The sequence below is a fragment of the Mycobacterium sp. IS-1496 genome (assembly GCF_001499995.1).
In the GTDB taxonomy this organism is placed as follows: domain Bacteria; phylum Actinomycetota; class Actinomycetes; order Mycobacteriales; family Mycobacteriaceae; genus Mycobacterium.
In genome coordinates this window covers 20,118-34,940 of sequence record NZ_LQIU01000024.1, presented here as the reverse complement: position 1 = coordinate 34,940, position 14,823 = coordinate 20,118, and the positions used below count along the sequence as shown (strand labels likewise).

Sequence of the window (14,823 nt, the reverse complement as noted above, 5' to 3'; positions counted from 1 at the left end):
AACTGTGGCCACAGCGCGGTCGACATGAATTGGTAAGGAGCTTACGTGTTCGCCTGGTGGGGTCGAAACGTATACCGATATCGGTACATAGTGATCGGTGTCATGGTGGCGCTGTGCCTTGGCGGCGGCATCTACGGGATCAGTCTCGGTAACCACGTCACGCAGAGCGGGTTCTACGACGAGGGCAGCCAGTCGGTGCAGGCCTCGGTCGCCGGTGACGAGGTGTACGGCCGCGACCGCACGAGCCACGTCGTGGCGATCCTGACCCCGCCGGACGGCGAAAAGGTCGACAACCCGGAGTGGCAGCGCGAGGTCGTCGGCCAGCTCGACACCTTCGTCTCCGACCATCCGGACCAGGTGGTCAGCTGGGTCGGCTGGCTCCGCGCTCCGGACGCCGCCAGCGAGACCGTGCAGCAGATGAAGACCGAGGATCTGTCGAAGACCTTCGTCAGCATCCCGCTCAAGGGCGAGACCGACGACGAGATCCTGAAGAACTACCAGGTCGTCGAACCTGCCCTGCAGGAGATCAACGACGGCGACATCCAGCTGGCCGGCCTCAACCCGCTGGCCAGCGAGCTCACCGGCAGCATCGGCGAGGACCAGAAGCGCGCCGAGGTCGCCGCCATCCCCCTGGTCTGCGTGGTCCTGTTCTTCGTCTTCGGCGGTGTCATCGCCGCCGCGCTGCCGGGACTGATCGGCGGCCTGACCATCGCCGGCGCGCTGGGCATCATGCGCCTGGCCGCTGAGTTCATCCCGGTGCACTTCTTCGCCCAGCCGGTGGTGACGCTCATGGGCCTGGGCATCGCCGTCGACTACGGCCTGTTCATGGTGAGCCGGTTCCGAGAGGAGCTCGCCGAGGGGTACGACACCGAGGCGGCGATCCGCCGAACGGTGATGACCTCGGGCCGCACGGTCATGTTCTCGGCGGTGATCCTGGTCGCCTCGTCGGTCCCGCTGCTGCTGTTCCCGCAGGGCTTCTTGAAGTCGATCACCTACGCGATCATCGCCTCGGTCATGTTGGCGGCGATCCTGTCGATCACCGTGCTGGCCGCCGCCCTGGCCATCCTCGGGCCCCGGGTCGACGCGCTGGGCGTCAGGACGCTGATCAAGTTCGCCCAACCGGACCCGATCGCGTCGGACCCGTCGGTGCAGAAGACCAACACCTTCGCCATCGCGTCGATCCCGCTGGGGCTGTTGGTCCCACCGGTGGGCATCGCGCTCGGCCACATCGCCCGCAAACGCATCAAGCAGACGGGTGAGCAGGGCGCCCACCTGGCTCTCATCGGCCTGGTCCTCGGGTACACGGCGCTCTACGGCGCCATGGCCTACGGCATCACCGCGTTGCGGGACAACGACGTCATCGGCAGCGGCGTCTACGGGATGTTGCTCGGCATCGTGCTGTTCCTCGTCATCGTCACGTTCGGCCTGGCCCTGGCGCGGTACGTGCCGCTGGCGCGTCGCCCCATCGTGTGGTGGCTGAACTGGCTGTCGGACAAGACGCAGAAGACCAAGACCCGCGCCGAGGTGGAGCGCGGATTCTGGGGGAAGCTCGTCACCCGCGTGATGAAGCGCCCCGGCGCCTTCGCCTTCCCGATCATCATCGTGATGATCCTGCTGGTCATCCCGCTGGGACAGCTGTCCCTGGGCGGCATCAGCGAGAAGTACCTGCCTCCGGACAACTCGGTCCGGCAGGCGCAGGAGGACTTCGACCGCAGCTTCCCCGGATTCCGCACCGAACCGCTGACGATCGTGCTCAAGAACGACAACGGTGAGCCGGTCACCGATCAGCAGGTGGCCGACATGCGCGCCAAGGCCATGTCGATCAACGGCTTCATCGACCCGGAGAACGATCCGTCGAAGATGTGGCAGGAGCGGTCGGTCCAGGAGGGCGGCTCCAAGGACCCGTCGGTCCGGGTGATCCAGAACGGTCTGGAGAACCGCAACGACGCCGCGCAAAAGATCGACGAGTTGCGGGCCCTGTCGCCACCGCGCGGAGTCACCGTGTGGGTCGGCGGCACCCCGGCGCTCGAGCAGGACAGCATCCACAGCCTGTTCGACCGGCTGCCGCTGATGGTCACGATCCTGATCGTCACGACCACGATCCTGATGTTCCTGGCGTTCGGCTCACTGGTGCTGCCGATCAAGGCCGCGTTGATGAGCGCCCTGACCCTGGGCTCGACGATGGGCATCCTGACGTGGATGTTCGTCGACGGGCACGGATCCGGGCTGATGAACTACACCCCGCAGCCGCTGATGGCGCCGATGATCGGCCTGATCATCGCGGTCATCTGGGGTCTGTCCACCGACTACGAGGTGTTCCTGGTGTCGCGCATGGTGGAGGCCCGTGAACGCGGGCTGTCCACGGCGGAGGCCATCCGGGTGGGTACGGCCACCACGGGCCGCCTGATCACGGGCGCCGCGCTGGTGCTGGCCGTGGTCGCCGGAGCGTTCGTGTTCTCGGATCTGGTGATGATGAAGTACCTCGCGTTCGGCCTGCTGCTGGCGCTGCTGCTGGACGCGACGATCATCCGGATGTTCCTGGTGCCCGCGATCATGAAGATGCTCGGCGACGACTGCTGGTGGGCGCCGCGCTGGATGAAGCGCCTGCAGGAACGACTCGGCCTCGGCGAGACCGAACTGCCGGACGAGCGCAAGCGTCCCGCCGTCCGCGACCCCGCGGACGATCAGGCCCTCGTCGGTGCCGGCGCTCCGGTGCCGCCGCGGCCGCGTCCCCCGCACGATCCGACACACCCCGGTATCGAGGGCCGTGTCGGACCGACCCGCATTCCCCCGGGTCCGCCTCGTCTGAACGGTCCGTCGGTCGCCGGCACGAGCCGGATCCCGACCAACCGGCCCACCTCCGGACAGGAGCCGCCGACGACGCGGCTGTCGATGGCGAAGAACGCGGTGCGCGGTGCGGTGAACACCGCGACCACACAGCGGACTCCGCGGCCCACCGGTCCGGCCCCGAAGCGCGAGGAACGCGAGATCGAGTCCTGGCTCGGTGAGCTGCGCGGCGGCCCCGCGGGTCCGGGTGGCCCCTCAGGTCCGGGCGGGGGCCAACCGCCCCGGCCGCCCCGGCCCCCGCAGCCGTCGGCCGAGTCGACGACGGCCATGCGGGCAGGCGGCCCGAAGCCCGAGCCCGAGGGCAACGAGCCGACGACCGCGATCCCGGTGCAGCGTCCGGCTCAGCCGGAGGACAGTGACGCGACGACGAAGATCCCGACCCAGCAGGATCCCGAGTCGACGGAGAAGCTCAACGCTCCGGAGGAACAGAAGCGCCGCGGCGGCGGCATGAGCGCGGCGGACCTGCTGCGCCGCGAGGGCCGGATGTAGGTGCCCACCTGACCCTGGCGAGGAGCCCGACCAGCTAGTCGACCTTCTCCTCGACGTCGTCGGGTTCCGCCTGGATGCGCGGTCCGTCGTCGGCCTCGAGCTGCGCCACCTCGGCCTTCTGGTCGCGGGCGAGCAGCACGCGTATCGCGCTGTTGAGGAAGGCGACCGCGGGCACCGCGAGCAGCGCGCCGACGATTCCGGCCAGCACGCCACCGCCGGCGATCGCGAGCACCACGGCCAGCGGGTGGATGGACACCGCGCGGCCCATCACCAGCGGCTGCAGAACGTGTCCCTCCAGCTGCTGGACGGCCAGGATCAGGCCGAGGGTGATCAGCGCGTAAACCAGCCCCTTGGTCAGCAGCGCGACGATGACCGCGAGGAAGCCGGTGACCACCGCGCCGACCAGCGGGACGAACGCACCGAGGAACACCAGCGACGCCAACGGCAACGCCAGCGGCACCCCCATGATCGCCAGGCCCGTGCCGATGCCGACCGCGTCGACCAGTGCGACCAGGAACGTCGCGCGCACGTAACCGATCAGCGAGTGGAACCCGGCGCGGCCGGCGCCGCGGACCCGCTCACGCACCTCCGGCGGGAAGATCCTGGTGATGAACCCGAAGATGTTGCGCCCGCCGTGCAACAGGAAGATCAGCGTGAACAGGACCAACAGCGCGCCGGTGACGATCTCGGTGATGGTGCCCGCGGTCGACAGCGCACCGCTGGTCAACCGCTCCTGGTTGTTCTGCACCGCCTCGATCGCCGCGTTGCCCGCGTTGTCGATCTGATCGCGGCTCAAGTTCAGCGGACCCTCGACCAGCCACACCCGCAGACCGTCGATGCTGCGGGTGACCTGTTCGCCGAGCGCCGGCATGCCCTCGATGAACTGGCTGACGACGAACGTGAGCAGGCCGCCGACCACCGCGATGCCGCTGAGCAGCACCAACGCGACCGCCCCGCCGCGTGGCGCGCCGCGGCGGTCGAGGAAGTCGACCGCGGGCATCAGCAGCGCCGCGAGCATGGTGGCCAGCGCCACCGGCACGACGATGATCTCCAGCTGCCTGACCACCCACAGCACCGCGACGAGCGCGCCGAAGATGATCAGCAGCCGCCACGACCACGCGGCCGCCTTGCGGACGAGCGGCGACACCGACTGGTCGTCCAGGAACACACCGTCTGACATGCGACGAGCGTAACCGTCGTCACGGTCCGCCCCCGGGTGACGGCGCGCCCGCCCAGGCAGGCGAATCCGCGCGGGCACACCGTTAGTCTGTAGAGCGTGTCCCACGACGCGACGGCGAACGACGCCAAGCGAGGACGGGCCGACCCCGACGGATCCACCCGCGGAAAGTACTGGTGGGTCCGCTGGGCGATCATCTCCGTCGCGGTCGTCGTGCTCACCGTCGAAGTGGTGCTGGTCTGGGATCAGCTGGCCAAGGCGTGGAAGAGCCTGCTCTCCGCGAACTGGTGGTGGGTGCTCGCGGCCGTCGTCGCGTCGCTGGCCTCGATGCACAGTTTCGCGCAGATCCAGCGCACCCTGCTGCGGTCGGCGGGAGTGCACCTGCGGCAGTGGCGCTCGGAGGCGGCGTACTACGCGGGCAACGCGCTGAGCACCACGATGCCCGGCGGCCCGGTGCTGTCGGCGACGTTCCTCTACCGACAACAGCGGCTGTGGGGCGCCAGCCCGGTGGTCGCGTCGTGGCAGCTGGTGATGTCCGGGGTGCTGCAGGGTGTCGGCCTGGCGCTGCTGGGCCTCGGCGGCGCGTTCATGCTCGGCGCCAGCAAGAACCCGCTGTCGCTGATCTTCACGCTGGGCGGCTTCGCCGCGCTGCTGGTGCTCGCCCAGGCGGTCGCGAGCCGCCCGGAGCTGATCGACGGCATCGGCGCGCGACTGCTCGCCCGGTTCAACTCGCTGCGCAACAAACCCGTCGACACCGGGTTGGCGAAATGGCGAGAGTTGTTGCAGCAGTTGGAATCCGTGCAGTTGGGCCGTCGCGATCTCGGCATGGCGTTCGGGTGGTCGCTGTTCAACTGGATCGCCGACGTCGCCTGCCTGGCGTTCGCGTGTTACGCCGCGGGCGGCCATCCCTCGCTGGCCGGCCTGACCGTGGCCTACGCCGCCGCCCGCGCCGTCGGCACCATCCCCCTCATGCCGGGCGGGCTGCTGGTGGTGGAGGCGGTGCTGGTTCCGGGTCTGGTGTCGAGCGGGATGACGCTGGCCGGCGCCATCTCCGCCATGCTCATCTACCGGCTCGTCAGTTGGATCTTCCTGGCCGCCATCGGCTGGGTGGTGTTCTTCTTCATGTTCCGCACGGAGAAGGACATCGACCCCGACGCCGTGTCACCCGACTCGAAGTGATGGACGTGAACACCCATGCCGACCGTTGACCGCCGCACCACCGCGCTCGCCCTGCTGGCCGATCTGATCGCCGTCGTGGTGTTCTGCACGATCGGGCGGCGCAGCCACGCCGAGGGACTGACGGTCGCGGGCATCGCCGAGACCTCGTGGCCGTTCCTGGCAGGCACCGCGGTCGGATGGCTGGCCGCGCGGGCGTGGCGGCAGCCGCTCTCGCTCGCCCCGACCGGGGTCATCGTGTGGGTGTGCACGATCGCGGTCGGCATGGTGTTGCGCAAGCTGAGCGGCCAAGGCGTGGCGGTCAGCTTCATCATCGTGGCGTCACTGGTCACCGCGCTGCTGCTGTTCGGCTGGCGAGGCGCGGCGACAGCCCTGCGGCACAGGCAGATTCAGCGCCGCTGAGGGTCCCCACCCTCGGGTGACGTGGACACCGTCAGGGTGGCGCGCAGCCCGCCGAGCGGACTGTCCTCCAAATGGATTGTGCCGCCGTGTAATTCGGCCTGCTGCGCGACGAGCGCGAGTCCCAGGCCCGACCCACCCGGGGCCGCGGTGCTACCGCGGCGGAACCGGCCGAGCACCGTCTGGTGTTCCTCGGCGGGCAGACCGCGCCCGTCGTCGTCGACGACGATGGTCAGCCACCCGTTGGTGCGCCGCGCGGTCAGCACCACGCGGCCGGCTCCGCCGTGGGTGATCGCATTGCGCACCAGGTTGTCGACGGCGAGACGCAGACCGTCCGGAAAACCCCACACCGTACCGAGATCCTCGGCGTCGACCAGGATCTCGACCCCCGGGGCCGAGCGCATGTTCTCGCGAGCGACGCGGTCGAGGGTGTCGGTGATGTCGATCTGTTCCCGGTCCGCGGCCTGGGCCAGCTGACCGGACGCCAATTGCCCCAGCGCGGTGATGATCGCCTCGACCCGGCGCTGCGCGCGGGACAGGTCGGCGACCACCTCGTCACGTTCGTCGTCGGGCAGATCGTGGATCCGCAGCGTGTCCAGGTCGGCGCGCATCGCGGTGAGCGGCGTCCGCAACTCGTGGGCGGCGTTGGCGGCGAAGTCCTGCGCGGCCTGTAATGAGTTCGTCGTGGCCTGCTGGGCGGCGGCCAGTCGCCGCAGCATCGCCGACATCGCCTCGGACAGCTCCTCGGCCTCCCGAGCGCCCCGCACCTCGGGCATCTCGTCGGTGCCCGTGCTCAGCTTGGAGGTCTGCTCGGTGAGTTTGCGCAGCGGACGGATCGCCGGGCCGGCCAGCAGCCAGCCCAGTCCGCTGGCGATGAGCACCGTCACCAGGCCCACGAACACGTATTCGGGGATGCGGCCGCGGCTGAGCAGGATGCTGTCGGCGCGGATGCCGATCGACACCAGCACGCCGCCCTCCTGTTCGACGACGAGGGTGCGAACCCGGTACTCCACGCCGTTGACCTCGACGGACTCGGTGCCCGGCGGCAGCTTCGGCAGCTGGAACCCGCGCTGGAACACCACCTGCCCGGTCGACCGGTCACGCCCCGTGGTCAGCACCCCGCGCCGGGGGTCCTGCAGCTGCTCCGGGTACATGCTCGCGTCGACGATCGAGTCGAGCCGGCGGTCGAGCTGGGCGGCGTCGTTGTTGGCCAGCACCACAGAGGTGAGGATCGTGAACGCCGCCACGACGGCCGACGCCGCGGCCGCGGACGCCACGGCGACCCGGGTGCGCAGGGAAGCCGAACGGAAGACGCGGGGCAACCACACGACGTCAGGGCTCGTCCCGCAGCACGTACCCGATCCCGCGGACGGTGTGGATCACCCGCGGCAGACCGTCGCGCTCGAGCTTGCGCCGCAGGTAGGAGATGAACACGTCGGCGACGTTGGTGTCGACGTCGAAGTCGTAACCCCACACCAGCTCGAGCAGCCGCTGACGCGACAGCACTACGCCGTTGTTCTCGGCGAGCACCGCGAGCAGGTCGAACTCCCGTTTGGTCAGGTCGACCCGTTCCCCGTCGACGAACACCAGGCGGCGGGCCGTGTCGATGGTCAACGGCCCGACCGTCATGGTGTCCGACGGACGGTCCGAGTGGTGGGCCCGGCGCAGCAGCGCATGCAGCCGGGCCACCAACTCGCCGAGGTCGAACGGTTTGGTGAGGTAGTCGTCGGCGCCCGCCTCGAGCCCGGCGATGCGGTCGTTGACGGTGTCGCGCGCCGAGAGCACGCAGATGGGGATGTCGTTGCCGAGCGCGCGCAGCGCGGTCACCACGGCCACACCGTCGAGTTCCGGCATCTGCACGTCGAGCACCAACGCGTCGTGCGATTCGGCCGACAGCAGCCGGAGCGCTTCTTTACCGTTCGCGGCGACGCGGACGTCGAACCCCGAATGCCGCAGTCCGCGCGCGACGGACGTGCGGACATCGGGGTCGTCGTCGACCATCAGCACCGTGCGACCGGGGGTGTCCTGCGCCGCGTGTTCGGGCTGCTCCCCGGATTCAGCCCGCACGCCGACTACGGCGTGTCGATGTCGTCTTCAGGCGGAGTCGCCGTGCCGCACCGGTTCTTCAGATCGACCAGCGGCTGGCGGATGCCGGTCAGGTCGGCCTTCACCTGCGGGTTGGCGTTGAGGTACTCCTCCACCTGCGGCCGGATCTGGTCACGCGACTGGCCCTCGAGGCTGGTGAAGAAGTCGTTCACCGGCGGGTGGGTGAACAGGTACGCCGACGTGGACGCGGAGACGCCGGAGGCGACACCCGCGAGATCGGCGGCGGTGCAGTTCGGCGGGAGCGGCGGAGGAGGCGCCGGCTGGGCCATCGCGGGCACCGCGCCGAACATCATCGCACCGGCAATCGCGCCGATGCCGGCCGCGCCGGCCACCACACGTCGTGCGGTACGGGCAGGAAGCAACATGGACATGCTCCTTCATCTGTTCTGAGAGGCCGAAACCACGATGGTTGACGGCACAGCACAGCTAATCAGAATCCGGTCGGACTTTCCTGTCTTAACGTAAAGAGCAGGGAAAAAGTCCGATCTTGCGGACCTCGTCAGCGCTGACTGGTCGCGACGGCCGGCGATCCCGCCGCGGGCGACACCGGCGCCGCGGGCTGGGCCGCGCCGCTCTGCTGTGCGGCCTGCATCAGACCGAGCACCTGCGGGATGGTGACGGGCAGCTTGCAGCGCCCGGACAGGTTCGTCAGCGGCTGCTGCAGCTTCTGCATGTCCGACCCGACCTGTGGGTTGGCATCGAGGAACGCCTTGAGGGAGGCGAGCGACGCGGGACCGGCCTGCTGCTGGGCGATGGTCGTCAGCGCCTGATCGGTCTCCGGGTTGGCGGCCAGGTAATTGGAGGTGTTGGTGGCCACGGCGGCGACGGTCTTGGCGACCTGGCTGGCCGCGCACGGATCCGGTGCCGCGGTCGCCGGGGTCGCGGGCATGGTCAACGCGGCGGCCGCGACACCGCCCGCGGCGGTGACGGCGAACGCGGCGAACACGGTTCGGCGCAGGCTGATCGATGGCATGGCACTCCTGGAGAAGGTCCGGACGTCGCTGTAGGTCCCCCGACGCTTGGACAGCCGACGGCCATCCTGCCATCCGCGTGCGGGCACCCGCCAATCCGACGAGGCGCCGATCGGGCCCCGGCGGCCGGTGTAACACCGGCGGCCCGATGCGCGAGATCGGTATCAGAGCAGGTTAAAGGCTTGGTCACAGCTTGCTCGCAGCTCGGTTGAGGGCGCGGTACCTTACCGCACGCTGCGGTACGCTCTCGCTCAGCAGGCCGCGAAACGCCGGGAAAGTACTCAGGAGACACCATCCAGCAGTTCATGATGCGCTTGAGCGGCACCCTGCGCAGATTCCGCTGGGCGGTCTTCGGCGCCTGGGTGCTCCTGCTGCTGCCCTCGATCTACCTCGCGCTGAACCACTCGTCGAACCTCACCGGCGGTGGTTTCGAGGTCGAGGGTTCGCAGTCGCTGCATGTGCAGTACGAACTCGAGGACCACTTCCCCGGTCAGGGCGCGTCACCGCTGGCGCTGGTGGCCGCACCGCGCGCCGACGCCTCCTACGACGACATGAACGCCGCGGTCGCGCACCTCGAACAGATCGCCACCGAGGTGCCCAGCGTCAAGATCTCGCCCAATCCGCAGCAGCCGGCGCCGCAGCCCGACCGGCCGTACGTGATCACCCTGTCGCTGGACTTCAACAACACCGGCGCCACCGACGTGGCCAAGGACCTGCGCACGCGGGTGGGCATCGACGGCGAGGAACCGGGCGAGTTCCGCGACGGCAAGGTCAAGATGTACGTGATCGGCCAGGGCGCGCTCGGTGCGGCGGCCTCGGGGGCGATCAAGACCGACATCGCCCAGGCCGAACAGTGGAACCTGCCGATCGTGCTGATCGTGCTGCTCGCGGTGTTCGGGTCGTTCGCCGCCGCGGCGATGCCGCTGTTGCTCGGCGTGTGCACGGTCGCGGTGACGATGGGCCTGGTCTATCTGCTGTCGACATTCACCACGATGTCGGTGTTCGTCGCCTCGACGGTGTCGATGTTCGGGATCGCCCTGGCCGTCGACTATTCGCTGTTCATCCTGATGCGGTTCCGGGAGGAGTTGCGCGCGGGCCGCGACGCCCAACAGGCCGCCGACGCGGCGATGGCGACCTCGGGGCTGGCGGTGCTGCTGTCCGGGATGACCGTGATCGCCTCGGTCACCGGCATCTACCTGATCAACACGCCCGTGCTGACGTCGATGGCGACCGGCGCCATCCTCGCGGTGGCGGTCGCGGTGCTCACCTCCACGACGCTCACCCCTGCAGTGCTCGCGACGTTCGGTCGGGCCGCCGCCAAACGCTCGTCCTACCTGCATTTCTCGCGCCGTCCCGACACCACCCAGTCCCGGTTCTGGACGCGCTGGACCGGGTGGGTGATGCGCAGGCCGTGGGTGGCAGCCACGGCGGCCGCCGTGGTGCTGCTCAGCATGGCGGCGCCGGCGTTCATGATGGAACTCGGCAACAGCATGCAGCGCCAGTTCGAGCCCACCCATGAGGTGCGCGGCGGCGTCAACGCCGCGGCCGAGGCGCTGGGTCCCGGCGCCCTCGGGCCCGTCCGGGTGCTGGTCACCTTCCCCGACGGCAACGCCGCATCGGCCGCAGGTAAGGAACCCACACTCGAAGCGGTGCGGGCCAAGATGACCGAGGCGCCCAACGTCGCCACGGTGTCGCCTTTGGAGTTCGGCGACGACTACCGCAGCGCGCTGCTGTCGGGCGTGCTGACCGTCGACCCCGAGGACAAGGGCGCCCGCGAGACCGTCGACTGGATGCGGGCCAACCTGCCGTCGACGGCCGGGCCGAACGTCTCGGTGGACGTGGGCGGGCCCACCGCGCTGATCAAGGACTTCGACGACCGGGTCTCCCAGACGCAGCCGCTGGTGTTCGGTTTCGTCGCGCTGATCGCGTTCCTGATGCTGCTGATCTCGATCCGCTCGGTGGTGCTCGCCCTCAAGGGCGTGCTGATGACCGTGCTGTCGGTCGCCGCCGCCTACGGCAGCCTGGTCGCCGTCTTCCAGTGGGGGTGGCTCGAACCGCTGGGCTTCGAACCGATCCCGTCGCTGGACAGCACGATCCCGCCGCTGGTGCTGGCGATGACGTTCGGCCTGTCGATGGACTACGAGATCTTCCTGCTGACCCGCATCCGCGAACGCTTCCTGCAGACGGGCAACACCCGCGACGCCGTGGCCTACGGCGTCAGCACCAGCGCCCGCACCATCACCAGCGCGGCGCTGATCATGATCGCGGTCTTCATCGGCTTCGCGTTCGCCGGTATGCCGCTCGTCGCACAGCTGGGCGTGGCATGCGCGGTGGCGATCGCCGTCGACGCGACGATCGTGCGGTTGATCCTCGTACCCGCGCTGATGGCGATGTTCGACCGGTGGAACTGGTGGCTGCCGCGATGGCTGGACCGGCTGCTGCCGTCGGTGGACTTCGAGAAACCGCTGCCCAAGGTGCAGATCGACGATCTGGTCATCATCCCCGACGACATCTCCGCGCTCGGCCCGTCCGGCGCCGACCTGCGCGGCATGGTGAAATCCGCCGCCCGGATGAAGAACCTGGCACCGGTGACCGTCACGGTCGCCGACCCCCTGGCGTTCAGCGGCTGCCAGCCGATCAAACAGCGGATGGTGGCCCGCAACGGCGGCGACCAGACGGTCCGCTTGCGCACTCCCGGGCGCCGCGGCCGAAACGGCCACGCCGACGGCAACGGGTCGACGGTGCGCACGACGCTGCCGGTGCATCCCGTCACGCTGTGGCGCGGGCGGCTGTCCGTCGCGCTCGACGCGCTGGAGACCGAGGCCGACACCGAGCGGGCGCCGGTGGAGCGGCGCGGCCCGGTGGAGACCACGAACGTGCAGCTGCCGACGGGCGACCGGCTGCAGATCCCGACGGGCGCTGAGACCCTGCGCCTGAAGAGCTACCTCATCATGTGCCGCAACAGCAGCCGCGACTACGCGGAGTTCGCCGACCTGGTGGAGTCGATGGAAACGCAGACCGCCGCAATCGTGCTGTCCGGAATGGACCGGTATTACTGTGGGCAGCAGCCGAGAAAGCAGTGGGTGGCCACCCAGCTGGTGCGCCGCCTGGCCGATCCGCAGCCGTCCGATGAGCACGACGCCGCGATCTCGGACCCGGACGCGGAGTCCGACTGGGCAGTGGTCAGGCAACGATGCCTGTCGGTGGCCGTGGCAATGCTCGAGGAGGCGAGGTGACGTTGACGAGCGACGCGCGGGGGACCCGTCGCGACGCTGCTTCCGACGAGACCCGTCCGCTGACGACGGCGTCCCGGCGCGCGTCGATCGATGACCGGCCCGTGGAGTTCTGGTCCACAGCGGCCATCCGCGACGCCCTCGAGACCGACGATCTCACGGTGTGGCAGCGCATCGTCACCGCGATCAAGCGGGATCCGTACGGCCGCACCGCACGCCAGGTCGAAGAGGTCCTCGACAAGGCGAAGCCCTACGGGGTGTCCAAGGCGCTGGCGGAGGTGCTGGTGCGGACCCGTGAACAGATGGCGGCCGCCGAGCGCGCCGAGGTCGGCCACCATGTGCAGCTGCTGCTCAACCGGTCGGGGCTGGGCGCCCCGGAGTTCGCGTCGCGCATCGGTGTCGCGGTCGACGAGTTCCAGAGCTACATCGACGGCGACGTGAGCCCGTCGGCGTCGTTGATGATCCGGATGGGCCGGCTGTCGGAGCGGTTCGCCAAGATCCGCGCGCAGCGCGCCAACAACCCGCGCTGACGTGTGCGTCGCGGCGGCGGCAACCGGGAATGCTCGGGGTATGACCGAAACCGCTGAGTGGATCGAACCGGAGCACGACGACCTGCGCCGCATCATGCGCGAGACCCGCACGGTGGCGGTGGTGGGCGCGTCGGCGAATCCGATGCGCCCGAGCTACGGGGTGTGGGACTACCTGCGCTCGGCCAGCCACTTCGAGCTCTACCTGGTGAACCCGACGGTCAGCGAGATCGACGGAACGCCGGTGTATCCGTCGCTGGCCGATCTGCCCGTCGTGCCCGACATGGTCGACGTGTTCCGGCGCAGCAGCGAACTGCCCGGGGTGCTGCGCGACACCATTGCGGTGGGGGCGAAGACGCTGTGGCTGCAGCAGGGCCTGTGGGACGAGCAGATCGCGCGCGACGGCGTCGCCGCGGGTCTCCAGGTGGTGATGGACCGCTGCCTGAAGGTCGACTACGCCCGTCTGTTGTAGCGATTTCGGCGCGCTCCCGTCCGCTCAGCGCACGCAAGCGCACCGAAATCACCGGGCGTGGATCGGCGTGACGTCGTCGACCATCCAGCGCCCGTCGGACTTCGACAGCGTGACCCGCAGCGCGAGCACCGCGTTGTCGACGGGCTCACCAGGGACGCTCTGCGTGCCGCGCAGCACCACCGCAACGCTGGCGACCTGCGGGCCGATCGCCTCGACTCCCGCCGACACCGTGCTGGCCTGGGCGGAGACGTTCTTACTCGTCAGCTCCTTGGCCACCCCGGCGAACTCGTCCTTGAACGCCTGGGCCCGCTCGGGCACCATCTGCGCCGCCGCGCGGTCGATGGAGGCGGTCGGGCTCTGCGGTGAGAACGTCGCGGTCGCCTCCGAGACGCTGCTGGCGATGCGCACCACCTCGGCACTGTCCGCGGTGAACGCGCGGTCGGGCACCGTCCAGCGCTGGTAGCCCAGCACGACGGCGGCCACCACCGCGACCGTCGCCAGACCCATCACCGCCAACCGCAGCCCGGGCCCGTCGTCGTCGGTACCGACGGTGACGCCGTCGCGCCGCATGAGCACGACGTTGACGATCACGGCCTGCACGATCAGCAGGCACAGCACCGAACAGACCGACACCCACCACAGCGGCCAGCCGAGCGCGAGCCCGATGTAGAGCAGCCCCGCGATCGCCGCGACGGGTGCCAGGATGTCGAAGACCAGGACGCGCAACCGGTTCCTCATCGGATCGGCTCCAGCCGGGAGATCATCAGTTTCCCGTCGACGTCGGAGACATCGAGGCGCAGCGTCCAGCGCACGGTCTGTGGTTCCCTGTTGCCGACGTTCTCGCTGATCGACGTCGCGACCACCAGGACGGTGTCGGTGCGGGCGGCGAACGCGGACAGCTGCGGATCCGGCGGGGGTGCGAGCGCGGGCCCGCCGTCGGGACCGGGTGCCGGGTGGTGCAGCGATTCGATCGAGACCGAGTCGACCTGGCCGGTCGTTCGGGTCTGCAGCCGCTGCACGAGCTGGCGGTACGGCTCCACCGCGGAATCGAAGTCGGCGTTCAGATCGCCGATGGTGTTCTCGTGCAGCCGCTGCATGCTGGCGTCGACGGTGTCCTTGTTCATGTTGACCAGCACGCTGGTCCAGTCGGCGGCGGTCTGCAGCACGCGGGTCTGGTAGGCGCGCTCCGCGGAGTCCTCACGGTGCCCCGACCAGATCATCACGGCCAGCACGATGGCGGCCACGGAGAGGGCGGCCAGGACCGCCGAGGCGACACCGAATCCGGTGAACACCCGGTCATCGGCGGATTCGGCCACGTCGGCACGCTCGTCGGTGGGCTCGTCGGGCATGGCCGTGAGGGTACCGGTGCGCTTCTGGCAGCATGTGGGGGTGACGGATAGAACCATCAGCGGCGGAGCGGCAGCGA

13 protein-coding genes are annotated in these 14,823 nt (G+C 69.5%); 6 read left to right on the top strand and 7 right to left on the bottom strand.

All coding sequences use genetic code 11. The annotated features are described in order from the left end of the window. Positions 1-102 precede the first annotated feature (102 nt). Complete coding sequence (locus tag AU195_RS26475; RefSeq protein ID WP_502687343.1) at positions 103-3,336, top strand: MMPL family transporter; 3,234 nt, start codon at positions 103-105, stop codon at positions 3,334-3,336. A gap of 34 nt (positions 3,337-3,370) precedes the next feature. On the opposite strand, the gene AU195_RS14500 is transcribed toward AU195_RS26475, so the two are convergent. Continuing rightward, a complete protein-coding gene (locus AU195_RS14500) occupies positions 3,371-4,516 on the bottom strand; it encodes an AI-2E family transporter (protein WP_059159769.1) in 1,146 nt (381 codons plus the stop codon). 96 nt (positions 4,517-4,612) lie between these two features. Here AU195_RS14500 and AU195_RS14495 point away from each other — a divergent pair, with 96 nt between their 5' ends. Next, positions 4,613-5,692, top strand: coding sequence for a lysylphosphatidylglycerol synthase transmembrane domain-containing protein (locus AU195_RS14495; RefSeq protein ID WP_059159768.1), 1,080 nt, complete (start codon positions 4,613-4,615; stop codon positions 5,690-5,692). A gap of 15 nt (positions 5,693-5,707) precedes the next feature. Continuing rightward, positions 5,708-6,091 (top strand): DUF3054 domain-containing protein, encoded by a 384-nt coding sequence (locus tag AU195_RS14490; protein ID WP_059159767.1) that lies wholly within the window; start codon positions 5,708-5,710, stop codon positions 6,089-6,091. Here the strand turns inward: AU195_RS14490 and AU195_RS14485 are convergent. The 4 genes from AU195_RS14485 to AU195_RS14470 all read right to left on the bottom strand — a co-directional run bounded on the left by AU195_RS14485 (position 6,079) and on the right by AU195_RS14470 (position 9,167). Continuing rightward, positions 6,079-7,416, bottom strand: a complete 1,338-nt coding sequence (locus AU195_RS14485) for a sensor histidine kinase (RefSeq protein ID WP_059159766.1) — start codon at positions 7,414-7,416, stop codon at positions 6,079-6,081. The two genes, AU195_RS14490 and AU195_RS14485, sit on opposite strands and share 13 nt — an antisense overlap. 4 nt (positions 7,417-7,420) lie before the next feature. Continuing rightward, the gene (locus tag AU195_RS14480) at positions 7,421-8,155 is read right to left on the bottom strand and encodes a response regulator transcription factor (RefSeq protein ID WP_059097277.1); all 735 of its coding nucleotides are present in this window, start codon (positions 8,153-8,155) and stop codon (positions 7,421-7,423) included. Between the two features lie 5 nt (positions 8,156-8,160). Then, entirely contained in the window at positions 8,161-8,559 is a 399-nt protein-coding gene (locus AU195_RS14475) for a heme-binding protein (RefSeq protein ID WP_059159798.1), read from the bottom strand. Positions 8,560-8,693: 134 nt separating this feature from the next. Further along, positions 8,694-9,167, bottom strand: coding sequence for a hemophore (locus tag AU195_RS14470; protein ID WP_059159765.1), 474 nt, complete (start codon positions 9,165-9,167; stop codon positions 8,694-8,696). Positions 9,168-9,470: 303 nt separating this feature from the next. Here AU195_RS14470 and AU195_RS14465 point away from each other — a divergent pair, with 303 nt between their 5' ends. Genes AU195_RS14465 through AU195_RS14455 form a run of 3 tightly spaced genes read left to right on the top strand, consistent with a single transcriptional unit; the run spans position 9,471 to position 13,397 of the window. After that, entirely contained in the window at positions 9,471-12,401 is a 2,931-nt protein-coding gene (locus AU195_RS14465; RefSeq protein WP_059159764.1) for an MMPL family transporter, read from the top strand. Next, positions 12,398-12,928: an SDR family oxidoreductase gene (locus AU195_RS14460; protein WP_059159763.1), complete on the top strand. Its 531-nt coding sequence runs from the start codon at positions 12,398-12,400 to the stop codon at positions 12,926-12,928. Before AU195_RS14465 ends, AU195_RS14460 begins: the two co-directional genes overlap by 4 nt. 40 nt (positions 12,929-12,968) lie before the next feature. Beyond that, positions 12,969-13,397, top strand: a complete 429-nt coding sequence (locus AU195_RS14455) for a CoA-binding protein (protein ID WP_059159762.1) — start codon at positions 12,969-12,971, stop codon at positions 13,395-13,397. A 48-nt stretch (positions 13,398-13,445) separates the two neighbouring features. Here AU195_RS14455 and AU195_RS14450 read toward each other — a convergent pair whose 3' ends face one another. Together AU195_RS14450 and AU195_RS14445 are read right to left on the bottom strand one after the other, a co-directional pair. Further along, positions 13,446-14,135 (bottom strand): hypothetical protein, encoded by a 690-nt coding sequence (locus AU195_RS14450; protein WP_059159761.1) that lies wholly within the window; start codon positions 14,133-14,135, stop codon positions 13,446-13,448. Beyond that, entirely contained in the window at positions 14,132-14,746 is a 615-nt protein-coding gene (locus tag AU195_RS14445; protein WP_059159760.1) for a hypothetical protein, read from the bottom strand. The genes AU195_RS14450 and AU195_RS14445 overlap by 4 nt, the downstream gene beginning before the upstream one ends. Positions 14,747-14,823 lie beyond the last annotated feature (77 nt).

Excerpts from the sequence above, each read along its gene's own strand:
- AU195_RS26475 (WP_502687343.1), top strand. The coding sequence starts at position 103 with ATGGTGGCGCTGTGCCTTGGCGGCGGCATCTACGGGATCAGTCTCGGT.
- AU195_RS14450 (WP_059159761.1), bottom strand. The coding sequence starts at position 14,135 with ATGAGGAACCGGTTGCGCGTCCTGGTCTTCGACATCCTGGCACCCGTC.
- AU195_RS14455 (WP_059159762.1), top strand. The coding sequence starts at position 12,969 with ATGACCGAAACCGCTGAGTGGATCGAACCGGAGCACGACGACCTGCGC.
- AU195_RS14475 (WP_059159798.1), bottom strand. The coding sequence starts at position 8,559 with ATGTTGCTTCCTGCCCGTACCGCACGACGTGTGGTGGCCGGCGCGGCC.
- AU195_RS14500 (WP_059159769.1), bottom strand. The coding sequence starts at position 4,516 with ATGTCAGACGGTGTGTTCCTGGACGACCAGTCGGTGTCGCCGCTCGTC.
- AU195_RS14465 (WP_059159764.1), top strand. The coding sequence starts at position 9,471 with ATGATGCGCTTGAGCGGCACCCTGCGCAGATTCCGCTGGGCGGTCTTC.
- AU195_RS14490 (WP_059159767.1), top strand. The coding sequence starts at position 5,708 with ATGCCGACCGTTGACCGCCGCACCACCGCGCTCGCCCTGCTGGCCGAT.
- AU195_RS14445 (WP_059159760.1), bottom strand. The coding sequence starts at position 14,746 with ATGCCCGACGAGCCCACCGACGAGCGTGCCGACGTGGCCGAATCCGCC.
- AU195_RS14470 (WP_059159765.1), bottom strand. The coding sequence starts at position 9,167 with ATGCCATCGATCAGCCTGCGCCGAACCGTGTTCGCCGCGTTCGCCGTC.